This window comes from Streptomyces venezuelae ATCC 10712, from assembly GCF_008639165.1.
GTDB lineage: Bacteria > Actinomycetota > Actinomycetes > Streptomycetales > Streptomycetaceae > Streptomyces > Streptomyces venezuelae.
This window is the reverse complement of the sequence record NZ_CP029197.1, coordinates 2,364,512-2,388,539: the sequence shown is the minus strand read 5'-3', so window position 1 is coordinate 2,388,539 and position 24,028 is coordinate 2,364,512. Positions and strand designations below refer to the sequence as shown.

Annotated in this window: 22 protein-coding genes; 10 read left to right on the top strand and 12 right to left on the bottom strand. The window is 73.6% G+C overall.

The features are described 5' to 3' along the window. The first annotated feature begins 1 nt into the window (after position 1). Positions 2-2,449, top strand: coding sequence for a glycoside hydrolase family 3 protein (locus DEJ43_RS10960; protein WP_015033417.1), 2,448 nt, complete (start codon positions 2-4; stop codon positions 2,447-2,449). 63 nt (positions 2,450-2,512) lie between these two features. On the opposite strand, the gene DEJ43_RS10955 is transcribed toward DEJ43_RS10960, so the two are convergent. Beyond that, on the bottom strand, positions 2,513-3,406 hold the full coding sequence (locus DEJ43_RS10955) for an SGNH/GDSL hydrolase family protein (protein ID WP_015033416.1): 894 nt from the start codon (positions 3,404-3,406) through the stop codon (positions 2,513-2,515). Positions 3,407-3,665: 259 nt separating this feature from the next. On the opposite strand from DEJ43_RS10955, the gene DEJ43_RS10950 reads away from it, so the two are divergent. Further along, complete coding sequence (locus DEJ43_RS10950; RefSeq protein WP_015033415.1) at positions 3,666-4,160, top strand: DUF3145 domain-containing protein; 495 nt, start codon at positions 3,666-3,668, stop codon at positions 4,158-4,160. 88 nt (positions 4,161-4,248) lie between these two features. Here DEJ43_RS10950 and fabF read toward each other — a convergent pair whose 3' ends face one another. From fabF to fasR, 5 genes are all read right to left on the bottom strand, one after another. After that, entirely contained in the window at positions 4,249-5,511 is a 1,263-nt protein-coding gene (gene fabF, locus DEJ43_RS10945) for a beta-ketoacyl-ACP synthase II (RefSeq protein ID WP_015033414.1), read from the bottom strand. Between the two features lie 79 nt (positions 5,512-5,590). Further along, positions 5,591-5,839, bottom strand: coding sequence for an acyl carrier protein (locus tag DEJ43_RS10940; RefSeq protein WP_015033413.1), 249 nt, complete (start codon positions 5,837-5,839; stop codon positions 5,591-5,593). 56 nt (positions 5,840-5,895) lie between these two features. After that, entirely contained in the window at positions 5,896-6,927 is a 1,032-nt protein-coding gene (locus tag DEJ43_RS10935) for a ketoacyl-ACP synthase III (RefSeq protein WP_041662353.1), read from the bottom strand. Between the two features lie 18 nt (positions 6,928-6,945). Further along, positions 6,946-7,863, bottom strand: a complete 918-nt coding sequence (locus tag DEJ43_RS10930) for an ACP S-malonyltransferase (RefSeq protein WP_041662352.1) — start codon at positions 7,861-7,863, stop codon at positions 6,946-6,948. An 89-nt stretch (positions 7,864-7,952) separates the two neighbouring features. Beyond that, the gene (gene fasR, locus DEJ43_RS10925) at positions 7,953-9,134 is read right to left on the bottom strand and encodes a fatty acid biosynthesis transcriptional regulator FasR (RefSeq protein WP_015033410.1); all 1,182 of its coding nucleotides are present in this window, start codon (positions 9,132-9,134) and stop codon (positions 7,953-7,955) included. A gap of 116 nt (positions 9,135-9,250) precedes the next feature. On the opposite strand from fasR, the gene DEJ43_RS10920 reads away from it, so the two are divergent. Continuing rightward, positions 9,251-9,919 carry a pirin family protein gene (locus tag DEJ43_RS10920; RefSeq protein ID WP_015033409.1) on the top strand — a complete coding sequence of 223 codons (669 nt, stop codon included), beginning with the start codon at positions 9,251-9,253 and terminating at the stop codon, positions 9,917-9,919. A 19-nt stretch (positions 9,920-9,938) separates the two neighbouring features. Here DEJ43_RS10920 and DEJ43_RS10915 read toward each other — a convergent pair whose 3' ends face one another. Further along, positions 9,939-11,108, bottom strand: coding sequence for a L,D-transpeptidase (locus tag DEJ43_RS10915; RefSeq protein ID WP_015033408.1), 1,170 nt, complete (start codon positions 11,106-11,108; stop codon positions 9,939-9,941). Between the two features lie 206 nt (positions 11,109-11,314). Here DEJ43_RS10915 and DEJ43_RS10910 point away from each other — a divergent pair, with 206 nt between their 5' ends. The 5 genes from DEJ43_RS10910 to DEJ43_RS10890 are packed head-to-tail and all read left to right on the top strand — an operon-like array spanning position 11,315 to position 17,084. Beyond that, the gene (locus DEJ43_RS10910) at positions 11,315-12,490 is read left to right on the top strand and encodes a lipid II:glycine glycyltransferase FemX (RefSeq protein WP_041662350.1); all 1,176 of its coding nucleotides are present in this window, start codon (positions 11,315-11,317) and stop codon (positions 12,488-12,490) included. Next, entirely contained in the window at positions 12,487-14,151 is a 1,665-nt protein-coding gene (murJ, locus tag DEJ43_RS10905; RefSeq protein WP_015033406.1) for a murein biosynthesis integral membrane protein MurJ, read from the top strand. Before DEJ43_RS10910 ends, murJ begins: the two co-directional genes overlap by 4 nt. A 52-nt stretch (positions 14,152-14,203) precedes the next feature. Further along, on the top strand, positions 14,204-14,887 hold the full coding sequence (locus DEJ43_RS10900) for a response regulator transcription factor (protein WP_015033405.1): 684 nt from the start codon (positions 14,204-14,206) through the stop codon (positions 14,885-14,887). Between the two features lie 8 nt (positions 14,888-14,895). Further along, a complete protein-coding gene (locus tag DEJ43_RS10895; protein WP_106433834.1) occupies positions 14,896-16,473 on the top strand; it encodes a sensor histidine kinase in 1,578 nt (525 codons plus the stop codon). Beyond that, complete coding sequence (locus tag DEJ43_RS10890) at positions 16,470-17,084, top strand: hypothetical protein (protein ID WP_015033403.1); 615 nt, start codon at positions 16,470-16,472, stop codon at positions 17,082-17,084. Before DEJ43_RS10895 ends, DEJ43_RS10890 begins: the two co-directional genes overlap by 4 nt. An 84-nt stretch (positions 17,085-17,168) precedes the next feature. On the opposite strand, the gene DEJ43_RS10885 is transcribed toward DEJ43_RS10890, so the two are convergent. Then, positions 17,169-17,999: a serine hydrolase domain-containing protein gene (locus DEJ43_RS10885; protein ID WP_015033402.1), complete on the bottom strand. Its 831-nt coding sequence runs from the start codon at positions 17,997-17,999 to the stop codon at positions 17,169-17,171. Positions 18,000-18,060: 61 nt separating this feature from the next. Here DEJ43_RS10885 and DEJ43_RS10880 point away from each other — a divergent pair, with 61 nt between their 5' ends. Continuing rightward, positions 18,061-18,468 (top strand): MerR family transcriptional regulator, encoded by a 408-nt coding sequence (locus DEJ43_RS10880; protein WP_015033401.1) that lies wholly within the window; start codon positions 18,061-18,063, stop codon positions 18,466-18,468. Beyond that, positions 18,465-19,481 (top strand): aldo/keto reductase, encoded by a 1,017-nt coding sequence (locus DEJ43_RS10875; RefSeq protein ID WP_015033400.1) that lies wholly within the window; start codon positions 18,465-18,467, stop codon positions 19,479-19,481. Before DEJ43_RS10880 ends, DEJ43_RS10875 begins: the two co-directional genes overlap by 4 nt. Positions 19,482-19,495: 14 nt before the next feature. Here DEJ43_RS10875 and DEJ43_RS10870 read toward each other — a convergent pair whose 3' ends face one another. The 4 genes from DEJ43_RS10870 to DEJ43_RS10855 all read right to left on the bottom strand — a co-directional run bounded on the left by DEJ43_RS10870 (position 19,496) and on the right by DEJ43_RS10855 (position 23,925). Further along, entirely contained in the window at positions 19,496-20,713 is a 1,218-nt protein-coding gene (locus tag DEJ43_RS10870; protein ID WP_015033399.1) for an acyltransferase family protein, read from the bottom strand. Beyond that, positions 20,710-21,690: an alpha/beta hydrolase gene (locus tag DEJ43_RS10865; protein ID WP_015033398.1), complete on the bottom strand. Its 981-nt coding sequence runs from the start codon at positions 21,688-21,690 to the stop codon at positions 20,710-20,712. The genes DEJ43_RS10870 and DEJ43_RS10865 overlap by 4 nt, the downstream gene beginning before the upstream one ends. Before the next feature lie 181 nt (positions 21,691-21,871). Then, complete coding sequence (locus DEJ43_RS10860) at positions 21,872-22,552, bottom strand: response regulator (RefSeq protein WP_015033397.1); 681 nt, start codon at positions 22,550-22,552, stop codon at positions 21,872-21,874. Continuing rightward, the gene (locus tag DEJ43_RS10855) at positions 22,549-23,925 is read right to left on the bottom strand and encodes a sensor histidine kinase (protein ID WP_041662348.1); all 1,377 of its coding nucleotides are present in this window, start codon (positions 23,923-23,925) and stop codon (positions 22,549-22,551) included. The genes DEJ43_RS10860 and DEJ43_RS10855 overlap by 4 nt, the downstream gene beginning before the upstream one ends. Positions 23,926-24,028: the final 103 nt, after the last annotated feature.

Below are 24,028 nucleotides of genomic sequence, written 5' to 3'. Positions count from 1 at the left end.
CATGACGGAGACCGGCGCGCACACGGCAGCGGACGCGGCACGGGAATCGGTGGTCGAGGCGGCGCTCGCCAAGCTCGACCTGGACAGCAAGACCCGGCTGCTCGCCGGCCAGGACATGTGGTCCCTGCCCGCCCTGCCGGAGATCGGCCTGACGTCCCTGGTCATGTCCGACGGCCCCATCGGCGTCCGCGGCGTCCGCTGGACCGCCGACGACCCGTCCGTCGCCCTGCCCTCCCCGACCGCGCTCGCCGCCGCCTGGGACCCCGCACTCGCCCGCCGGGCCGGCCGGCTGCTCGCGCAGGAAGCCCGCCGCAAGGGCGTCCACGTCCTGCTCGCCCCCACCGTCAACCTCCACCGCACCCCGCTCGGCGGCCGCCACTTCGAGGCCTACAGCGAGGACCCCCTCCTCACCGGCGCCATCGGCACCGGCTACGTCCAGGGCGTCCAGGACGGCGGCGTCGGCACCACCGTCAAGCACTTCGTCGCCAACGACGCCGAGACCGACCGCTTCACCGTCGACAACAGGATCGCCCCCCGCCCCCTCCGCGAGCTCTACCTCGCCCCCTTCGAGGCGATCGTCAAGAACGCCCACCCCTGGGGCATCATGACCGCCTACAACCAGGTCAACGGCGTGACCATGACCGAGCACCGCCACCTGGTGAACGAGGTCCTGCGCGGGGAATGGGGCTTCGACGGCTTCAACGTCTCCGACTGGATGGCCGCCCGCTCCACCACCGGCGACATCGAGGGCGGCCTCGACGTCGCCATGCCCGGTCCGCAGACCGTCTACGGCGAAGCGCTCGCCGCCGCCGTCCGCGCCGGCGAGGTCGAGGAGTCCACCGTCGACGCCGCCGTACGCAACGTCCTGCGGCTCGCCGCCCGCGTCGGCGCCCTCGAAGGCGCCCCGCCGGTCGTCACCGACCCCCCGGCCGCGATCGACGGCGACGCCCTCGCCCGCGAGATCGCCCACCGCGGCTTCGTCCTCGTCCGCAACGAGAACGGCGCCCTCCCCCTGAAGAACGGCACGGTCGCCCTCTCCGGCGCCGCCGCCCGCGACGCCCGCGTCCTCGGCGGTGGCTCCGCCCAGGTCTTCCCCGAGCACATCGTCTCCCCGCTCGACGGCCTCACCGCCGCCCTCCCCGAAGGCGCCCTCACCTACACGATCGGCGCCGACCCCAGCGACGAACTCACCCCCGCCGACCAGGGCTTCACCCTCCGCGCCGTCTGCCGCGACGCCTCCGGCACCGTCCTCGGCGAAGGCACCCTGCCCAACGGCCAGGTCCAGTGGATCGGCGACGACCTCCCCGCCGGCGTCACCCACGAGGCCCTCGCCTCCATCGAGGTCGTCGGCCGCTTCACCCCGCGCGAGACCGGCGAGCACGCCTTCGGCACCCGCGGCCTCGGCGCCTTCCGCCTCTCCGTCGACGGCGAGACCCTCTTCGACGGCGTCCAGGCCCTCGGCCCCGAGACCGACCCCTTCGAAGCCTTCTTCGGCTCCCCGGTCGAGCGCGCCAAGGTCGTCCTCACGGCGGGCGAGACCGTCGACGTCTCCCTCCTCCACACCCTCGACAAGGAGTTCGCGGCCCCGCTGCCGGCCGTCATGTTCTCCTTCGTCCACCTCGGTCCGCGCCGTGACCCCGACGAACTGATCGCCGAGGCCGTCGAGGCCGCCCGCGCCGCCGACACCGCCGTCGTGGTCGTCGCCACCACCGAACGCGTCGAGTCCGAGGGCTTCGACCGCAAGGACCTCGCCCTCCCCGGCCGTCAGGACGACCTCGTCCGGGCCGTCGCCGCCGCCAACCCGAACACCGTCGTCGTGGTCAACGCCGGCTCCCCGGTCGAGCTGCCCTGGCGCGAGGAGGTGGCCGCGGTCCTGCTCAGCTGGTTCCCCGGCCAGGAGGGCGGGGCGGCCCTCGCCGACGTCCTCACCGGCGCCGAGGAACCCGGCGGCCGCCTCCCCACCACCTGGCCGGCCGCCCTCGCCGACGCCCCCGTCACCGAGGTCACCCCCACCGGCGGCGAACTCGACTACGCCGAGGGCGTCTTCATCGGCTACCGCGCCTGGGACAAGGCCGGCGCCGTCCCCGCGTACGCCTTCGGCCACGGCCTCGGCTACACGACCTGGACGTACGAGTCCCTGACCGCGCGCCCCGGCACCGCGACCGTCCGGCTCACCAACACCGGCGACCGCCCCGGCCGCGAGGTCGTCCAGGTCTACCTCGCGCCGGTCGACGACGGCGTGGAGCGCCCGGCCCGCTGGCTGGCCGGCTTCGGATGCGTCGAAGCGGGCCCCGGCGAGACCGTCGAGACCGAGATCGCGCTGCCCCGCCGCGCCTTCGAGATCTGGGACGAGGAGAAGAACGACTGGAGCTTCGTCGGCGGCGCCTACGAAGTCCTCGCCGCCCGCTCCCTCACCGACGCCCGCCTGAGTGCGACCCTGGAGGTCTGAGGTCCCGGCGCGGACCCACCCGACCGGCCCCGGGGCGGCACCTGACAACCGCCCCGGGGTCCCTCACTCCTCCGTGATCCGCCGGTACGCGAGCTCCGCCAGCCGCGCCTGCCCGTCCCTGCTCGGATGGAACCAGTCCCAAGGGCTCAACTGCCCGCCGTCGAAACGGAATCCGAAGACCGCGCCACCGTCGTACCGGCAGCGCTCATCCTTCGCGCACACCTCCGAGAGCACCCGGTTGTACGCCACCACCCGGTCCCGCACCCCGGTGCGGCGCCGGTCCGCCGCCGTGCTCAGGTCCTCCGCGTCCGCCAGCATCGCGCCGCAGATCCCCAGCTTCCACACCTCCCGCCCGACGGGGCTCACCCGCCCCGTCGACCACAGGCGCATCAGATCCGGCACGCTCGCCACGTACACCTGCGCCTTCGGCGCGCCCTTCCGCAGCCGGGCGAGCGCCGTCTCGAACGACGCCCGGAAGTCGGCGACCGGGGTCATCAGCGCAGGGGTGGCCCGGCAGGCGTCGTTCGCGCCCATCATCACCGTCACCAGCTCGGGCCGCTCGGCCGCCGCGGCCGCCATCTGCCCGGGCAGCTCCGCCATCAGCGCGCCCGTCCGCGCCAGGTTCCAGCTGTGGGTGGCCACCTTCTCCGGCCCGAGGAGGCGCAGCGCGAGGCTGTTCACGGTGGTGTCCGTGCCGGTCGCCCAGGACACCTCGGGGCAGTCGTCAAGGACCGAACAGGCGTCGAAGGCGCGCGTGACGGAGTCGCCGACGGCCGCGACGGAGGCGGGGGAGACGTCCCACAGCGGCGTCGGCCGCGGGGCCGGTTTCGGTGCGGCCCGCGTCGCCGGGGCGCCGGCCGGGGGCTCCCCGGCGGTGCAGCCGGACAGGGCCCCCGCGCCCAGCAGTGCGGCCGTCGCGGCGGCGACTGCGGTACGGAATCGGCGTCGGCCGCGCATCCCCGGCCCCTCCTTCGGCGTCCTGGCGGGTGAAAGCTTCGTGTTCACCGGCCCCCGGACCGACCGTACGTCACACCGATGACGGTGCGGCACGGTAGCTTTTCCCCCGTCGAACCAGAGGCACCTTTGCCAACCGGCTCCGGTAAATTACATCACGTCACATACTGTCCCCTTTTTGAGGGTTTGTGACGTTTTGCTCCTGATGCTGTTTACTGAGGCCGCTGGGAAAGGCGAACCTCGTCCCACACTGGAGGTCCCGGTGACGACACGTGGAGTCCTGTACGTTCACTCCGCACCGCGCGCGCTGTGCCCGCACGTCGAATGGGCGGTCGCGGGTGTCCTCGGTGCGAGGGTCCAGCTCGACTGGATCCGCCAGCCGGCGTCCCCCGGCACCTGGAGAGCCGAGTTCTCCTGGCAGGGCCGGACCGGCACCGCCTCCGAACTCGCCTCCGCGCTGCGCGGCTGGCAGATGCTCCGCTTCGAGGTGACCGCGGAACCCTGCCCGACCGCCGAGGGCGAGCGCTACAGCGCCACCCCCGACCTGGGCATCTTCCACGCCGTCACCGGCATGCACGGGGACATCCTGATCCCCGAGGACCGGCTGCGAGCCGCCCTCGCGCGCTCCGCGCAGGGCGAGACCCAGCTGGAGGCCGAGATCGCCAAGCTCCTCGGAAAGCCCTGGGACGACGAACTGGAACCCTTCCGCTACGCAGGCGAGGGCGCCCCCGTCCGCTGGCTCCACCAGGTCGTCTGACCCACCCACCGGCCCCCCTCCGCCGCACAACGCCGGAGGCCCACCCCCCGGGCGGGGAGTGGGCCTCCATCAGGCGTCGGGCGGGGCGTCAGACCGAGCGGAACGCCAGGACCACGTTGTGGCCGCCGAAGCCGAACGAGTTGTTGATCGCGGCGATCGTGCCCTGCGGGAGTTCGCGGGGGGCGTCGCGGACGATGTCCGCCTCGACCTCCGGGTCCAGCTCGGCGACGTTGATCGTCGGCGGGGCCAGGCGGTGGTGGAGCGCCAGGACCGTCGCGACGGTCTCGATGCCGCCCGCGCCGCCGAGGAGGTGACCCGTCATCGACTTCGTGGCGGAGATCGCGACGTGGTCCAGGTCGTCGCCCAGCACCTTCCGCAGCGCCTTGATCTCGGCGACGTCACCCTGCGGCGTCGACGTGGCGTGCGCGTTGAGGTGGACGACCTCGGACGGCTTGAGGTCCGTCGAGTCGAGCAGGTACTGCAGCGCGGCGGCGATGCCACGGCCTGTCGGCTCGGGCTGCGCGATGTGGTGGGCGTCGGAGGACACGCCCTGGCCGAGGGCCTCGCAGTAGATGCGCGCGCCGCGTGCCTTCGCGTGCTCCTCGGACTCCAGGATCACGACGCCCGCGCCCTCGCCGAGCACGAAGCCGTCACGGCCCGTGTCGTACGGACGCGAGGCACCCTCGGGGTCCTCGTTGTTCTTGGACATCGCCATCATGTTGGCGAAGGCGGCGATCGGCAGCGGGTGGATCGCGGCCTCGGTACCACCGGCGACGACCACGTCGGCACGGCCGGTACGGATCATCTCGACGGCGTAGCCGATCGCCTCGGCACCCGACGCGCAGGCGGAGACGGGGGTGTGGACGCCCGCCCGGGCGTTCACCTCCAGGCTCACGTTCGCGGAGGGGCTGTTCGGCATGAGCATGGGCACGGTGTGCGGGGACACGCGGCGGACGCCCTTGTCCTTCAGCACGTCGTACTGGTCGAGCAGGGTCGTGACGCCGCCGATGCCGGAGGCGATCACGGAACCGAGCCGCTCGGGCGCGATGGACGCGTCCTCGCCGGCCGGCCCGGTGTAGCCCGCGTCGGCCCACGCCTCACGGGCCGCGATCAGCGCGAACTGCGCCGAGCGGTCCAGCTTGCGGGCCAGCGGGCGGGGCAGGACGTCACCGGGGTCGACGGCGGCCGTCGCGGCGATCTGGACGGGCAGCTCCGCGAAGCGCTCGCCTTCCAGGGGCCGGACGCCGGAGCGCCCCGCGAGAAGACCCTCCCAGGTCGACGCGGAGTCGCCACCCAGCGGTGTGGTTGCGCCGATACCGGTGACGACCACGGTGCGATTGGTCGAGCTCACAGGAATTCGTTCTCCATGTGTGTGATGGTCGGAATACGGCGCCACCGCCGGGTGGCGGACCGAGTCAGCGAGGGCCGAATCAGGCCTGGTGCTTCAGGATGTAGTCGGCAGCGTCGCCAACCGTCTTGAGGTTCTTGACGTCCTCGTCCGGGATCTTGACGTCGAAGCGCTCTTCGGCGGCGACGACGACCTCGACCATGGAGAGCGAGTCGACGTCCAGGTCGTCGGTGAAGGACTTGTCCAGCTGGACGTCCTCGACCGGGATGCCGGCGATCTCGTTGACGATCTCGGCGAGGCCTTCGACGATCTGGTCCTGGGTGGCGGCCATGGTGGCGCTCCTTCTTGTGATTACTGGGGAAAGGGCTTCCGGGGGAACCGGAGTGCCTAGGGGAGGGTAACGACCGTCGCGGCGAAGACGAGACCCGCCCCGAAGCCGATGATGAGCGCCGTGTCGCCGCTCTTCGCCTTGCCGGTGGCCAGGAGTCGTTCCATGGCGAGCGGAATCGAGGCCGCCGACGTGTTGCCGGTGGTCTCCACGTCGCGGGCGACCGTGACGTGCTCGGGCAGCTTGAGCGTCTTCACCATCGAGTCGATGATCCGCATGTTCGCCTGGTGCGGGATGAAGACGTCCAGGTCGTCGGCCGAGATGCCGGCGGCGTCCAGGGCCTGCTGCGCGACCTTCGCCATCTCGAAGACGGCCCAGCGGAAGACCGCCTGGCCCTCCTGCGTGATGGCCGGGAACTTGATCTCGCCCTGCTCGTTGAGGGGGAGCTTGGAGACGTCGCCGACGTGGAACTCGTTCCACGGCACGGTCTGCTTGATCGTCTCGGACTTGTCGCCCTCGGAACCCCAGACGGTGGGGCCGATGTGCGGCTCGTCCGAGGGGCCGACGACCACGGCGCCGGCGCCGTCGCCGAACAGGAAGGCCGTCGCGCGGTCCTCCAGGTCCGTCAGGTCGCTGAGCCGCTCGACGCCGATGACGAGGACGTACTCCGCGGAACCTTCGACGATCATGCCCTTGGCGAGCGTCAGGCCGTAGCCGAAGCCCGCGCAGCCGGCGGAGATGTCGAACGCGGCCGGCTTGCCGGCGCCGATCTTGTCGGCGATCTCGGTGGCGACGGCCGGGGTCTGCTTGAAGTGCGAGACTGTGGAGACGATCACCGCGCCGATCTGGTCCGGGTCGATCCCGGCGTCGGCGATGGCCTTGCCCGAGGCCTCCACCGACATCGCGGCGACGGTCTCCTCGGCCGAGGCCCAGTGCCGGGTGGCGATTCCGGAGCGCGAGCGGATCCACTCGTCGGACGAGTCGATCTTCTCGAGGATCACCTCGTTCGGCACGACCCGGGTGGGGCGGTAACCGCCGACACCGAGGATCCGTGCGTACGGGGCGCCCTTGCTGGGCTTGATCTTCGACATGCTTCTCGACACTCCTTGTCAGACGGCCGCGTGCTCGGCGATGAGCGTACGGGCCGCGTCGAGGTCGTCAGGAGTCTTGAGAGCGACCGTGGCCACGCCCTTCATGGCGCGCTTGGCGATGCCCGTCAGGGTGCCGCCGGGGCAGACCTCGATCAGCGCGGTGGCGCCGAGCTCCTGGAAGGTCTCCATGCACAGGTCCCAGCGGACCGGGTTCGCGACCTGGCCGACCAGGCGGGCCACGATCTCGGCGCCGTCGGCGACGACCTGCCCGTCCTTGTTGGAGACGTAACGGGTGGTCGGGGCGGCCGGGGACAGCTCCTTCGCCGCCTCGTCCAGCTTCGCCACGGCCGGGGCCATGTGGTGGGTGTGGAAGGCACCGGCGACCTGGAGCGCGACGACCCTGCGGACGCCCTCGGGCTTGTCCGCCTCCAGGGCGGCCAGCTGCTCCATGGTGCCGGCGGCCACGATCTGGCCCGCGCCGTTCACGTTGGCCGGGGTCAGGCCGAGCTTCTCCAGGTGCGGGACGGTCACCTCGGGGTCGCCGCCGAGCAGCGCCGACATGCCGGTCCGGGTGATCGCGGCGGCCTCGGCCATTGCGAGTCCACGGGTCCGGACGAGACGCAGCGCGGTGGTGTCGTCGACGACGCCCGCGAGCGCGGCGGCGGTGAACTCGCCGACGCTGTGGCCGGCGACGACACCGGGGGACACCTCGCCGAGCGCGGCGGCGGACAGCAGGCCGGCGGCGACGAGGAGGGGCTGTGCGACGGCGGTGTCACGGATTTCGTCCGCGTCCGCCTTCGTACCGTAGTGGGCGAGGTCGAGCCCGATGGCGTCGGACCAGGCCGCGATGCGGTCGGCGGCGCCGGGGAGTTCGAGCCAGGGGGTCAGGAAGCCGGGCGTCTGGGCGCCTTGGCCGGGAGCGACGAGTACGAGCACCCTCACACTCTCTCTTGGGGACGGCTCCGAGCGCCCGTGGGGACAGGGACGAAGAACCGTCGGGGGAATTGTTGGTGTTCGACAAAAGTCTAGGACTGCGGATCTCCGTCGGCCAAGCGTCCCAGGATGAGGGCGATCCGCAGCGTGAACGCGGAACGGACGTCGGAGGGTGACCAGCCGGTGACGTCGGTCACACGTCGAAGCCGGTAGCGCACGGTGTTGGGGTGGACGAACAGCATCCGCGCCGCGCCTTCCAGGCTGCTGGCCTGCTCCAGATAGACACTGAGAGTTTCCAGCAGGGCCGAGCCCGCTTCTTCCAGCGGTCTGTAGATCTCCTCCACCAGCTGCTCGCGTGCCGACGGGTCGGAGGCGATGGCGCGCTCCGGGAGGAGATCGTCGGCGAGCACCGGGCGGGGGGCGTCCTGCCAGGCCGAGCAGGCCTTGAGGCCCGCCGCGGCGGCCTGCGCGGAGCGGGTCGCGGCGAGCAGGTCGGGGACGACGGGGCCGGCCACGACCGGGCCCGCCGCGTACGGGCCGATCAGGGATTTCGCCACGGCGAGCGGGTTGTCGTTGCCGCCGGCGATGACGACGAGGCGGTCGCCGAGGACGCCGGTGAGGACCTGGAGCTTGGCGTGGCGGGCGGCCCGGCGGATCGCCTCCACGGTGAGCTCGCTGTCGCCGTCGGGGGCGGTGCCGAGGATCACGCACACGTGGTCGGGGGAGTTCCAGCCGAGGGCGGCGGCGCGGGAGACCGCGCCCTCGTCGGCCTCGCCGGAGAGCACCGCGTTCACCACGAGTGACTCCAGGCGGGCGTCCCAGGCGCCCCGGGCCTCGGCGGCCTGGGCGTACACCTGGGCGGTCGCGAAGGCGATCTCCCGGGCGTAGACGAGGAGCGCCTCGCGGAGGATGGATTCGTCGCCGGGGGCGGCGACCTCTTCGATCGCCGTCTCCATGACCTCGATGGTGGTGCGGACCATCTCGACGGTCTGGCGGAGGGTGATCGCGCGGGTCAGCTCGCGGGGCGCGGTGCCGAAGACGTCCGTCGAGATGGCCTGCGGGGTCTCCGGGTGCCGGAACCACTCGGTGAACGCGGCGATGCCGGCCTGGGCGACCAGACCGATCCACGACCGGTTCTCGGGCGGCATCGCCCGGTACCACGGCAGCGTCTCGTCCATGCGGGCAATGGCGTTGGCGGCGAGCCGCCCGGAGGACTGTTCGAGGCGCTTCAGGGTCGCGGCGTGCGGGTGAGGGGCGTTCGTGGGTTCTGGCACGGGGACAAGACTGCCTTATCGGGACGGCAGCGTGCGGGGTCGGGGCGGGTTCGCCTCCGGCGGGGGCCGACGGGGTCTCCCGCTCGGCGGGCGGCGGCCGGACTACCGTAGGCCCCGTGATACGCATCCAGCGCGCCGGCGAGCGGTATCCCGGGGGCGACCCGGCGGCCGGGATCGAGACCCGGCACGCCCTGTCCTTCGGGCCGCACTACGACCCCGACAACCTCCGCTTCGGCGCGCTCCTCGCCTGCAACGAGGAGCGGCTCGCGCCCGGCGCGGGCTTCGACGAGCATCCGCACAGCCACACCGAGATCGTCACCTGGGTCGTGGAGGGCGAGCTCACCCACCACGACACGGCCGGGCACACCACCGTCGTCCGCCGCGGGGACCTCCAGCGGCTCAGTTCCGCGGGCGGCGTCCGGCACGTGGAGCGCAACGACGGCGCCGGGCCGCTGGTCTTCGTGCAGATGTGGCTCGCCCCGCTGGCGCCGGGCGGGGAGCCCTCGTACGAGGTGGTGCGCGGCATCGGTGACGGCTACGAGCTGCCGGCGGCGGACGCGCGGCTGCGGGTCCACCGGCCGGCCGCCGGGGAGGGCGTCGCCGTACCGCCCGCCGATTTCGCGTACGTCCATGTGGTGCGCGGCGCGGTCCGGCTCGGCGACGAGGACCTGGGTCCCGGCGACGCGGCCCGGATCACCGGCGGCGCTGGCCGCACCCTCGTCGCCACGACCGGTGCGGAGATCCTGATCTGGGAGATGCGGGACCGGCGCGGGGCGCTGGGCTGAACCGCGGCGGGGCGGGCCTTCAGGCGAGGGCGCTCTTCGCCTTCCACTGCGCCCAGCTCAGGTTCCACGCGCCGTAGCCGTTGCCCTCGGCGACCGTGCCCTTGGTCTCCGCGCCGGTGATCTCGAAGGGGTCGCCGACGTTCACCGAGGCGTAGAAGGAGGCGGCGTTCTCGTCGCTCATGCCGATGCAGCCGGAGCTCTTGTTGGCCCTGCCGAAGTACGGCGCGTTCCACGGGGCCGCGTGCGCGTACATGCCCGACCAGGTCAGCCGCATCGAGTAGTCGACCATCTTGTCGTAGGCGTCGCCGAGGCCGACCGTCTCGGAGTTCATGTTGATGGTGCCCTCCTTCGCCATCAGCACGGCCGTGCCCCGCCAGGACCGCTTGTCGCCGCCCGGGGTGCCGCCGGAGACCGGGATCGTACGGACGGTGCGGCCGTCCTTGTTCAGGGTCAGCGTGTGGCGGTCCAGGTCGACCTTCACGATCTGCGCGGCGCCGATCGTGAAGCCGGTGCGGTAGTCCCGTACGAACCAGCCGCCGCCCGAGTCCGTGCCGTTCAGGTCCGCTTCGAGGGTGACCTTCGTGCCCGGCTTCCAGTACTCCTTGGGCCGCCAGTCCGCCCGGTCCCGGCCCGAGTAGTCCTTGACCCAGCCCCAGGAGCCCTCGGTGGCGTTCGACGTGGTCACCTTGAGCTGCTTTTCCACGTCCGCCTTCCTGGTCACCGGGAGGTCGAAGACGATCGAGAGCGGATGGGCGATGCCGACGGTGGTGTTCTTGCCGGGCGCCAGGGTGACCTTGTTGACCTTCGCCGGCTCGGGGGTGGTGAAGGAGGACGTGCTCGTCGACTCCTTGCCGTCGGCGGTGCGGGACCTCACCTCCACCGTGTACGTGGTTCCCGGGGCCGCCTTGCGGTCCGACGTCCAGTCCGCCCCGCCCGCACCCGTCCGCCCGGCGAGCGAACCGCCGTCCGCGTCCACCACCTTCACCCCGGCGATCGTGCCGCCGGTGGCGGTCACCTTCACCGGCCGGCCCGCCGCCGGGTCCACGACCTTCACCTTCGCCGGGGGAGCGGCCGAGGCCGGCGCCCCGCTCCGCTCGGGGCCGCTCGCCGCCTGGGCCGTACAGGCGGTGAGGGAGACGGTCAGCGCCACGGCGGCGAGGGCGGGACGGGGAGTGCGTATCGGCAGCACGGAAGACCTCCGCGGGATGGAGACGAGTGGGATGTTCCGGACTGTAGGTCGCTCCTGACGCCTCGTGCGGGGCCGGAGGCCCTTGTGACGAGGGCTGGGTCGGAACGGTCATCGTCCGGTCACATTCGACGCGCGACCCGGTCGAATTCTGCTGTGAGCCTGCTGTGCGCCCCACCACCGAGGGGCGGAACAAGGAGGCTCCCGTTGTGTCAGCCCTGCTCGTGACGGCCGCACCCACCGAGCGCCGCGCCCTGCGGCTCGGCCCCGTCACCCCCGAGGTCTACCGCGCCTTCCTCGCGTCCCGCTCCGGTGCGGACGGGCCCAGCTTCCTCCAGGTCCCGGCCTGGGCCCGGGTGAAGGACGGCTGGCAGCACCAACTGGTCGGCTGGGGACCGGAGTCCGGTGAGCTGACCGGCGTTGCCCTGGTCCTCCTGCGGCCCTTCCCCGGCACCCGCAAGTACTTCGCCTACCTGCCCGAAGGGCCCGTCGCCGACTGGGCCGACCCCGACCTCGACCGGTGGCTCGCCCCGCTCCTCGGGCATCTGCGCGCCTGCGGCGTCTTCGCCGTCCGGATGGGCCCCGGCCCCGCCTACCGGCGCTGGAACGCCGCCACCGTGAAGGCCGGCACCGGCACCGGCCGTCGCCTCTCCGACGTCCTCGCCGACGAGGTCGACCCGCTCGGCACCGCCGTCGCCGAACGGCTGCGGGCCCGGGGCTGGCGGCGCTGCGGCGGCGAGTCGGAGGACGGCGCCGACGCCCAGCCCCGCCACGTCTTCCAGGTGCCGCTCACCGGGCGCACCCCCGACGACCTGTGGACCGGGCTCAACCAGGAGTGGCGGCGCAACGTCCGCAAGGCCCGCAAGTCCGGCGTCGAGATCACCGTCGGCTCCGCCGCCGACCTTCCCGAGTTCTACCGGCTGCTCCGCGTCACCGAGGAACGCGACGGCTTCCGGCTCGGCCGCTCCCTCGCGTACTACGAGCGCCAGTACGCCGTCCTCAACGCCGAGCACCCCGGCCGCATGAAGCTCTACCTGGCCCGCCACGAGGGCGAGATCCTCGCCGCCCACACCATGGTCACCGTCGGCGGACGCGTCTGGTACCAGACCGGCGCCTCCGCCGACCACCGCCGCGAGGTCCGCCCCTCCAACGCCCTCCAGTGGCGCATGATGCTCGACGCCCACGCCCTCGGCGCCGCCGTCTACGACCTGCGCGGGGTACCCTCCACCCTCGATCCGGACGACCGCGCCCACGGCCTGCTGCGCTGGAAGCTCGGCACGGGCGGACAGGTCGTCGAGACGCTGGGGGAGTGGGAGACACCGATGCAGGGCACGACCAACCACGCGCTGTACCGCGCCTTCCAGGCGTACCTGGCCCGCCGATGACGGCCACGCTCACCGCGCAGCGCCCCGGCGGGCGCCGGGCGAAGGCGAAACCGTCCGCGCTGCGCAGCGGCGCGCTGATGGCCGCCGGGTCGCTGGTCTCCCGGGCCACCGGCTTCGTCCGGGCCTCCGTCGTCGCGGCCGCGCTCGGCGCCGGCTACGTCGCCGACGGCTACGCGGTCGGCAACTCGGTCCCCACCATCGTCTACACCCTGCTCCTCGGCGGCGCCCTCAACGCCGTCTTCGTGCCCGAGCTGGTCAAGGCCGCCAAGGAGCACGAGGACGGCGGCGCCGCCTACACCGACCGGCTGCTCACCCTGTGCGCCCTCGCCCTCGTCGCGCTCACCGCCGGCGCGGTCCTCGCGGCGCCCCTGATCGTCGACACGTACACCGATTACACGGGCGCGCAGCGGGAGACGACCGTCGCGTTCGCGCGCGCCTGCCTCCCGCAGATCTTCTTCCTCGGGCTGTTCACCCTGCTCGGACAGGTCCTCAACGCCCGTGGCCGCTTCGGCGCCATGATGTGGACCCCGGTCCTCAACAACGTCGTGGTCGTCGCCGTCTTCGCGCTCTTCCTCGTGGTCGCCGACGGCGGCTCGCTCACCCCCGGCGAGACCGCCCTGCTCGGCTGGGGCACCACCGCCGGCATCGCGCTCCAGGCACTCGCCCTGCTGCCCTCGCTGCGCGCCGCCCGCTTCCGCTGGCGGCCCCGCTTCGACTGGCGGGGCAGCGGCCTCGCCGAGCCGCTGCGCTCGGCCGGCTGGCTGGTGCTGCTCGTCCTCACCAACCAGGGTGCGTACTGGGTGACCACGCTGCTCGCCACCTCGGCGGGCGGCACCGTGAGCGGCGGCGGTCTCGCCGCGTACAACAACGCCTATCTGCTGTGGACCGTCCCGCACGGCATCATCACGGTCTCCCTCGTCACCGCGCTGCTGCCCCGGATGAGCGGCGCCGCCGCCGACGGCGACCTCGCCGGGGTCCGGCGGGACGTCTCGTACGCGCTGCGCACCAGCCAGGCGGCCGTCGTCCCCGCCGCCTGCGCGCTGCTCGCGCTCGCCGTGCCGCTGATGACGGTCGTCTTCCGGTACGGGGCGACCACCGGCGACGACATCCGCGCGATGTCCTGGATCCTGATGGCCTTCGCGCCCGGACTCGTCGCCCTGTCCGGCCAGTACGTGTGCACCCGCGCCTTCTACGCGCTGCGGGACACCCGTACCCCCTTCCTGCTCAACCTGGTCATCGCCGGGCTCAACGCGGGCCTCTCCGTGACCGCCTTCCACGTCCTGCCCACCCGGTGGGCGGTCACGGGGATGGCGGCCGGGTACTCGCTGGCCCTGTGGGCGGGCTGGGCCGTCACGGCGTACGCGCTGAGGCGGCGGCTCAAGGGGAGCGCCCCGGTGTCCGGGGGCGCGGAAGGTCCGGTCTCCGGCGGCTCGCTCTCCGCGCTCGCGCGGCTGATGTTCGCCGCCGTGCCCGCCGCCGGGTACGGGCTCCTCGTCACCGACCTCACCGGACCCGCCGGAGCCGTACCCTCCGGGCTCGCCGGGGCGCTGACCGTCCTCGGCGCCTTCGCCGTCCTGGCCCGGCCCCTCGGGCTCACCGGGGTCCAGGCCCTCCTCACGGCCGCGACCGGCCGACTGCGCGGCCTCGCCCGCCGCACCTGAGCCACCGCCCCCTCCGGCAGGAGGCGCCCTACGACCTTGGGATACTGCACAGATGCCCCGCGTGCTGCTGATAGAAGACGACCCCTCCGTCCGCGAAGGCGTCGAGCTCGGGCTCCGCCGCCGCGGGCACGAGGTGCGCACCGCCGCCACCGGAGAGGCCGGCCTCGACGCGCTCGCGGAGTTCCGGCCCGACCTGCTGCTGCTCGACCTCATGCTGCCCGGCATGAACGGCGTCCAGGTCTGCCACCGGGTCCGCGAGAGCAGCCAGCTGCCGATCATCATGCTGACCGCCCGCGGCGACGACTTCGACGTCGTCATAGGCCTGGAGGCCGGCGCCGACGACTACATCGTCAAGCCCGCCCGTACCGAGGTCATCGAGGCCCGGATACGGGCCGTGCTGCGGCGCATCGAGGAGCCGGGCGGCGCCAGGTCCGCCGTCGAGTTCCACGGGGACCTGGCCGTCGACCGGGCCGGGCTGACCGTCGCGAAGTCCGGCGAGCGCATCGCCCTCGCCCCCTCGGAGCTGAAGCTGCTGCTGCATCTGACGGCCGCCCCCGAGCAGGTCTTCAGCCGCCAGCAGCTCCTCGAACACGTCTGGGAGCACAGCTACCACGGCGACGCCCGGCTGGTCGACGCCTGCGTCCGGCGGCTGCGGAACAAGATCGAGGACACCCCCGGCGAACCCCGCTACATCCAGACCCTGCGCGGCTTCGGCTACCGCTTCGGACCGCTGTGAAGGCCTGCGTGAGCCCCGAGCCGGACACCGGACCGGGCGGCGGGGCGCACCACGGCCCCGACGGCGCTCCCGGCACCGGCCCGGACCCCGGGCCCGGCGGGCTCGCCGAGCTGCGACGCGGCCGCGCGGCCCGGCGCCGGGCCCGGAGCCCCCGGCTGCGCCCGCACCCCTTCGGTCTGCGCACCCGGCTCGTGCTCGCCTTCCTGCTCGTCGCCGCCGTCGGCTGCGGCACCACCGCCGCCCTCACCTACCGGGCCGCCCGCAGCGCCATCCTGGAACAGGCGCAGGACACCGCCGTCTCCGCCTTCCGCGAGCAGGTCGACGCCCTCAACATCCGGCTGCCCGTCGCCGAGGACGACCTGCGGCCCCTGCTCATGCAGATCGCCCGGCAGGGCAAGCCCCGCCCCTGGCGCGTCTACGCCGAGTACGGCACCGTCCGCGTCTCCTCCACCGACCGGCCCTCCTCCTCCGTCATCACCCCGGAGCTGCGGGCCCGCGCGGCCGACCAGCGGCTGCCGCACGGCAGCTTCCAGCGGGTCGTCAAGGGCGGCACCCCGTACCTCACGATCGCCGTGCCCGCCGTCTTCCTGACCCGCTCGGCCGAGGGGGCGCCGCAGCGCACCGGTCTCGTCCTCTACGCGGTGATGGCCCTCGACGAGGAGGAGGCGAACGTCGAGGCCATGGTGACGGCCGCCCGCGACGGCGCGCTGCCCGCGCTCGCCGTCGCCCTCATCCCGGCACTGATCGCCGCGCGCGGGGTGCTCCGGCCCGTCCGGGAGCTGCGGCACGCGGCCCACAGCATGGGGCGCGGCCGGCTCGACACCCGGATCCACGCCAAGGGCAGCGACGAACTCGCCGACCTCGCCCGGACGTTCAACGAGTCCGCCGCCGAGCTGGAACGTTCCGTCGCGGAGCTCCGCAACGCCGAGGCCCGTGCCCGCCGCTTCGCCTCCGACGTCTCGCACGAACTGCGCACCCCGCTCGCCGGGATGCTCGCCGTCACCGAGGTCCTCGACGAGGACGCCGACGGCCTCGACAGCGACACCGCCCGGGCCGTCCGCCTGATCAGCGCCGAGACCGGGAAGCTCGCCGTGCTCGTCGAGGACCTCATGGAGATCTCCCGCTTCGACGCCCGCGCCGCCGAACTCCACACCGACGAGGTCGACGCCGCCGACTGCGTCCGCAAGACCCTGCAGAACCGGCACTGGACCGATCCGGCGCAGGTCGCCCCGTACCTCGGCGAGGGGATCAGGGCCCGGCTCGACCCGCGCCGCTTCGACGTCGTCGTCGCCAACCTCGTCGGCAACGCGCTGCGGCACGGCGGGGCGCCGGTGACGGTCCGGCTGTGGACGGAGGGCGACCAGCTCGTGACGGAGGTCGCCGACCGGGGCCCGGGCATCCACCCGGACGTCCTGCCGCACGTCTTCGACCGCTTCTACAAGGCCGACCAGGCCCGTACCCGCTCGGCGGGCAGCGGCCTCGGCCTCGCGATCACCCTGGAGAACGTACGGCTCCACGGGGGCACCGTCACGGCCGCCAACGACCCCGAAGGCGGGGCGGTCTTCACGGTCCGGATGCCGCTGTGAACCGCCGGAGGAACACCGCCGCGGCCCTGCTCGCCCTGCTGGCACTCGCCGGCTGCGGCATCCAGGGCACCGACGTCGTCGAGGCGGGCGGCGCCGCGACCGTCGCGGTCCAGCCGATCCCCGAGGACCGGATCGTGCTCTACTTCCTCGGCCCCGACGGCCGGTCGATGCCGGTGGCCCGGAGGTTCGCGGACGGGGGCCCGGTGCCCTCCGACGCGCCGGAGTCGGGGGCCACCCGGCTCCCCTACGACGGGTTCGGGCCGGACTACGAGATCACCCCCGAGGGGCTGCGGCGCGCGCACAGCACCACCGACAAGATCCTCGCCATGCTCCTCGCCGGCCCCCGGGCCGACGAGGCCGCGGCGGGCATCACCACCGGACTGCCACCGGCCGGGGGGAAGGGGCCGCACGTCGAGCCGGACGCGACGGCCGGGGCGACCCCGCGCCGGCTGCTCCGGCTGCGGGCCCCGTTCCCGGTGATGGAGCTGACCGAGGGCGCCGCCCGTCAGCTGGTGTGCACGACGGCCTACGCGGAGCACCCCGCCGGCCTGGTCGACGTCTCCGTCAGCGGCCCCGACGGGACGCTGCCCACGGCGCGCTGCGACGAATGACGGCCGGCGGCCGCCTACTGTTCGCCGCCTGTCGCCTGCCGCCCGCTCTTCGTCGCCTGCCGCCCGGCCGACGGCGCCCGGTTCCTAGCCGGCGCGCAGGTCCGCGAGGACCGCGTCCGTGAACGGCGGCCACGCCTCGACCGCCCACGGCCCGAAGGGCCGGTCGGTGAGCGCCACACAGGCCGCCCGCGCGTCCGGGTCGACCCACAGGAAGGTGCCGGACTGCCCGAAGTGCCCGAAGGTACGCGGCGAGGAACCGGCGCCCGTCCAGTGCGGGGACTTGCCGTCCCGGATCTCGAAGCCCAGCCCCCAGTCGTTCGGCTTCTGGTGCCCGTAACCGGGCAGGATGCCGGTCAGCCCGGGGTACGCGACGCTCATCGCCTCCAGGACCGTGCGCGGGTCGAGCAGCCGCGGCGCCTGCACCTCGGCGGCGAACCGCACCAGGTCGTCCACGGTCGAGACGCCGTCCTTGGCGGGCGAACCCTCCAGCGTCGTCGACGTCATGCCCAGCGGCTCCAGGACCGCCTGGTGCAGGTACTCGGCGAAGGGGATGTCGGTCGCCTTCGCGAGATGGTCGCCGAGCGCCTCGAAGCCGGTGTTGGAGTAGATCCGGCGGGTGCCGGGGGCGGCCATGACCCGGTTCTCGTCGAAGGCGAGGCCCGAGGTGTGGGCGAGGAGGTGCCGCACGGTCGCGCCCTGCGGCCCGGCGGGCTCGTCGAGGTCGATCGCCCCCTCCTCGTACGCGACGAGGACGGCGTACGCCGCGAGCGGCTTGGTGACCGAGGCGAGCGGGAAGCGCCGCCCGGTGGGGCCGTACGACCCGGCCAGGGTGCCGTCCGCGCGGACCACGGCGGCCGCCGCGGTGGGGACGGGCCAGTTCTCGATCGACGCCAGGCTCGGCACGCTGCTCTGCATGGGGCCGAGCCTACTTGCTTGGAGTGCACTCCAACGTTTTAGCGTGGGGGGCATGAGCGTGATGGCGAGCACGAGCACGACCCCGAGTGGAACCCGGACCCACCACACCATCAGCGAGGTCTCCGCGCTGACCGGTCTTTCGGCGCACACCCTGCGCTGGTACGAGCGGATCGGCCTCATGCCGCACGTCGACCGTTCGCACACCGGCCAGCGCCGCTTCACCGAGCAGGACCTGCACTGGCTCGCGTTCGTCGGCAAGCTGCGGCTCACGGGGATGCCGGTCGCCGACATGGTCCGGTACGCCGAGCTGGTGCGCGAGGGCGACCACACCCGGGACGCACGCCGTGAACTCCTGGAAGCCACCAGGCGGGACGTCCTCTCCCGGATCACCGAGCTCCAGGACACGCTCGCCGTGCTCGACATCAAGATCAGCCATTACGGGACCGCATGCGGAGGAACACCTTCATGACCAGGATCGACACCGTACGTCTCGGCGGCCAGGACGGACCCGAGATCGGCGTCCAGGGCTTCGGCGCCATGGGCATCAGCGAGTTCTACGGCGCCACCGACGAGGCCGCCGCCCGGGACACCCTCGACGCCGCCCTGGAAGCCGGCGTCACCCTGATCGACACCGCCGACATCTACGGCAGCGGAGCCAACGAGGAGTTCCTCGCCCCGTTCCTCGCCGCCCACCGCGACGAGGTCACCCTCGCCACCAAGTTCGCCATCGAGCGGCGCGCCGACGTCCCCGCCCACCGGGCCGTCCGCAACGACCCCGCCTACATCAGGAAGGCCGTCGAGGGCAGCCTGCGCCGCCTCGGCATCGAGACGATCGACCTCTACTACATGCACCGCCGCGACCCGGAGGTCCCGTTCGCCGAGTCCGTCGGCGCGATGGCCGAACTCGTCCGGGAGGGCAAGGTCAAGCACCTGGGCCTCAGCGAGGTCACCGGCGCCGAGCTCCGCGAGGCCCACGCCGTCCACCCGATCAGCGCCCTCCAGTCGGAGTGGTCGCTCTTCTCCCGGGACGTGGAACGCAGCGCCGTCGGCGCCGCCGCCGAACTCGGCGTCACCTTCGTGCCGTACTCCCCGCTCGGCCGCGGCTTCCTCACCGGCGCGTTCGCGGACGCCGGCAAGGACCTGTCGGACGGTGACTTCCGCCGCTTCCAGCCCCGCTTCACCGGCGAGAACGCCGAGCGGAACGCCACCCTCCTCGACCCGGTCCGCAAGATCGCCGCCGCGCACGGGGCGACCCCGGCGCAGATCGCCCTCGCCTGGGTCCAGCAGCGGGCCTCGGTGCACGGCCTCACCGTCGTCCCGATCCCCGGCACCCGCAAGCGCTCCCGCCTGGAGGAGAACGCCGCCGCCACCCGCATCACCCTCACCGAGGCCGAACTCGCCGAACTGGAGCCGATCGCCGGCCAGGTGGCGGGCGACCGCTACCCGGACATGCGCTCCACCTCCGCGGCGCGCGAGGCCTGAGCCCCCCGGGGCCCTCACGCCAGCCCCAGCGCGAAGACCGCGAAGCCCGCCGCCAGCACGCCCGCCACGGTGCGGCGGGCCGTGCCGGTCCTCGTCCACGGGGACTCGAAGCCCCGGGCGTACCGGCCGATCAGCACGAGCAGTCCGGCGAAGACCGGCATCCAGGCGAGCCGGGCGAGGATCCAGCCGACCGAGTCCGGCGCGCCGACCAGACCCGGCACCTCTCCGAGGTACGAGGCGGGGATCGCGGCCGTCAGCATCGCCGTCTGGTGCCAGCACAGGATCGTCATCGCCGACAGGTTGACCACCACGACCGGCGCCCAGAGCGCGGGCCGTTTCAGGAGCCGGCCGAGCCGGTCCCTGAGCAGGATCGCCGCGCCGCTCTGCGCGGCGGCGAGGGCGAGGACCAGCAGCGACGGCGGGTGCGAGTTGGTGCGGGCCTCGCCGGGCACGCCGACCATGGACGCCGGGTAGCCGAAGGCGAGCAGCAGGGCGGCGAACAGCGCGGCCCCGCCGAGCAGCAGCGCCCAGGCGTGCCGCCGGGTGACCCGGCCCTCGCCCCACGAGACGCCCAGCTGGTACGCGAAGAGCCAGCCCGGCAGGATGTTCAGCAGGCTCAGCCAGGACGGCACGGCGTCGGCGTACGGCCCGTACCGCAGGAAGTCCACGACGGCGACCGAACCGAGCAGCGGGGCCGCGGCCCACACCCCGAGGCGGCGGGCCGCCCGGACGCACAGCGGGGTGAGCGCGGTGACCACCGTGTACACCCCGACGAACCAGAGCGGCTGGATCACCAGCGTCGACGCCGTCCGCAGACTGTCCACCGGCACGTCGAACCCGAAGTGCAGCAGCGGCAGCAGCGCCGCCCAGACGGCGGTGACACCGAGCACCGGCCGGCCGAGGCGGGCGAGCCGGCCCTTCAGCCACTCGCCCGAGGAGCCCTTCCTCCGCCGGTAGGAGAGGACGGAGGCGTAACCGCCGACCAGGAAGAAGATCCCCAGCATCTGCAGGACCCAGCTGACCGGCGCGAGACCCGCGAAGGTGCCGAGCGGGCTGGCGTTGTGGATCGCCCCGTCGGAGGAGAGCGTGAACCCGCCGAGCAGCCAGTGCCCGGTCGGCACGGCCAGCAGGGCCAGGGCGCGCAGCCCGTCGACGGCCCGGTCGCGGTGGGCGGGGGTGCTCGACTCGATCTTCCGGACGGCCCGGCGGGCCGTGGTCGCGAGGGTGCTCATCGGACGTCCCCCCCGGCGATCGCGGCGAACGTGCGGAGGGAGGCGGTGCCCGGCGCGAAGTAGCCGCCGTGGCCCGCGGCGTCGTCGGCGGCGATCCGACGCGCCCCGAAGGCCGGGTCGGCGGGATCGGCGCCGTGCCCGAGGTCCCCGACCTCGACGTTCGGGACCCAATCGATCCAGTCGGTCGGATCCTTCGCGGCCCAGACGCGGGCGGAGGTGCCGAGCTCGGCCACGTTGTCGGCGCGCATCCCCGGGGAGCCGAAGACCACCAGGTCCTTGGCCTTCAGGTCGTGGGCGGCGAGCCCGCACACCACGGAGCCGTAGCTGTGGCAGAACAGCGAGGGCTCGGCCGCCCCGGCGGCCGCGAGACCGTCCACGAACCGGGTGAGCCGCTCCGCGCCCGCCTCGGCGAGCCGGCCGGTGGCCGCGTCGAGACCCACGCCGACCGGGGTGGTGTAGCCGGCCCAGGCGACGACCGCCGTCCGGCCGCCGGTGGCCCGGCGCAGCTCGTTCGCCATGTCCGTGAGCGGGTGCAGGCGGCCCGCGTCGATGTCGGAGCCGGGCACGATCACCGACACGTGCTCCGCCCGCGCCAGATCCCCGTACACCAGGGCCACCTGGCCGCGGCCGCGCGCGTCGTGGGCGAGGACCCGGGCGCCGCCGAACGCCCCGTGCGTGACCCGGGCGTTGGCCGCGTACCGCAGCTCCAGGGGCGCCCCGTCGAGGTTCCCGACGACCGTCGGATGCGTCCGGGCCAGCTCCCGCTGCCGTACCGGGCTCAGCCCCGCGAAGAACCGCGCCACCTCCGCCGGGGTCATCCGCTCCGGGTCCGGCAGCCCGGCCGCCCGCCACTCGGCGGTCCCGGCCGGCGCCCCCGTCACGGGCTGCTGGCTGTCGCCGGACGCGAAGCCCGCCGTCCCGCCGATCACCGCGGCCACCAGGGCCGCGGTGATCAGGGTCCTCGAAATACGGCGCATGGGGTCGCCCTCCCTCTCCGGTACTCGCTCGTTCGCTGGCGAGAGGAAGGTAGGAAGACGACGGGTGACGGCACGTCACACCGGGGAGCCAACTCCCGCCCGATACCGGGGTAGGGGGTGGAGGAGCAGGCAACACCAGGCGGGGGGTGGGGTTTTCCCCCGGGGGACAGCTACCCGGGCGTCAGGACGCGCCCGGGGTCACCAGGCCCGACTCGTACGCGAAGACCACCGCCTGCGCCCGGTCGCGCAGGTCCAGCTTGGCCAGGACCCGGCCGATGTGGGTCTTCACGGTCTGCTCGGCGAGCACCAGATGGTCCGCGATCTCCTGGTTCGAAAGACCGCGGGCGATCAGCTCCAGTACCTCGGTCTCACGCGGGGTGAGCCCGTTCAGGCGCAGCGCCGTGGTGTCCTTGCGCGGAGCCGGCCGGGAGGCGGCGAAATCGGCGATGAGCCGGCGCGTCACCGACGGGGCGAGCAGCGCCTCGCCCGCCGCCACCACCCGCACCGCCGAGATCAGGTCCGCGGGCGGCGCGTCCTTCAGGAGGAATCCGGACGCCCCGGCGCGCAGCGCCTCGTACACGTAGTCGTCCACGTCGAAGGTGGTCAGCATGAGCACCTTCGGCCGGTGGGTGACCCCGACGGGCGGGTGGAGGAGCTCCCGCGCGGCGGCGAGGCCGTCCAGCTCGGGCATCCGGACGTCCATGAGGACCACGTCCGGGTGCGCCGCGCGCGCCACGTCGACACCCTGCCGCCCGTCCGGGGCCTCGCCCACCACGTCGATGTCCGGCTGGGCGGCGAGCAGGGCGGCGAAACCGGCCCGCACCATGGCCTGGTCGTCGACGATGATCACGCGGATGGTCACTCGGATTCCTCGGTGGTCGGGGGCGGGGCGGCCGGGGCCGCGGGCAGGGGCACGGCCGGCATCGGGTCCGCCGTCAGCGGCAGCCGCGCGGCGACCCGGAAGCCGCCGTCCGGCAGCGGCCCGGTGTCGAGCGAGCCGCCCGTCAACCGTACGCGCTCCCGCATCCCGACGAGCCCGTGCCCGGTGCCGGAGGCGCCGCGCTCCACCTGGGAACCCGCCTCCGCGGAGGGCCCGTTGACGACGAGGACGGTCAGCCAGCCGCCGTCCGCCCGGACCGACACCCGGGTCGACGCCCCCGGCGCGTGCCGGACGACGTTCGCGAGGGCCTCCTGCACGATCCGGTACGCCGACAGGTCCACCGCCTGCGGTACGTCCCCGAGATCGGCGGCGAGCCGCAGCTCGGCCGGCACCCCGGCCCGTACCGTCGCCTCGACCAGCTGCTGCAGCCGGTCCAGCCCCGGCTGCGGGGCCCGCTCGCCCTCGGTGCCGTCACTGCGCAGCACGGCCAGCAGCCGCCGCATCTCGGCCAGCGACTCCCGGGCGCTCGTCGCGATCGAGCCGAACTCCTCGCGGGCCGCGTCCGGGAGTCCGGGGATGCGGTAAGGGGCGGAATCGGCCTGCACCGTGATCACGGACATGTGGTGGGCCACCACGTCGTGCAGCTCGCGGGCGATCCTGGCCCGCTCCTCCAGGAGCGTGCGCCGGGACCGCTCGGCCTCGCTGATGGTCTCCTGCTCGACGAGCCGCCGCTGGGCGTCGCCCCGCGCGCGTACCGCCGAGGTGAGGAGGGGCAGCACTCCGCTGAGGACGACGAGCAGGGTGTGGACGCTGGTGCTTCCGGCGGGCCGGACGACGTCCAGGGCGTACCCGGCGACACCGGTCGCCAGCCAGACCCCGAACAGCGCCCGGCGGGACTCGCGCAGACCGAGCGCGATCATCAGCGCGCAGTAGCCGACGACGACCGTCGGGGGCCACGGCCAGAGCCGGGCCTGGTCCCCGTCGGCGCCGAGCAGCACGACCGCGCCGAGCACGTCGGCGGTGAAGATGACCCACCAGGCCTGGAGCGGCCGGTTGACGGCGAGCAGCAGCGGCGCGGTCTGGGCGGTGCCGATGGCCCCCGCGAGCGCTCCGTTGACCCCGTAGTCGGTGGCAAGGAGATTGACCGTGGTGGGGAGCAGCGAGGCGACGAACGCGAGGGCGATGCCGTACGGCAGGAGGCGCACCCACCGGGAGGACGCGTCGCCGAGGAGGGGCGCGCCCGGGGTGGTGGGCGTGGTGAGCGCGGTCCCGAGCCCCTGGAACATCTCGCGTGTCCGGGTGCTGAGCTGTCGGAGGGTGGGGGTGGGCGGCTCGTGCCGCGGTTCGGTAGCCATGACCCGCCCAGGGTAGGCAGCGGGCCCCGCCACCGACGTCATACCGGGGACCGGGCTCGGCCCTGATACTTGGGTATGAGGCGGGGTCTCCGGGGCCCCGCCT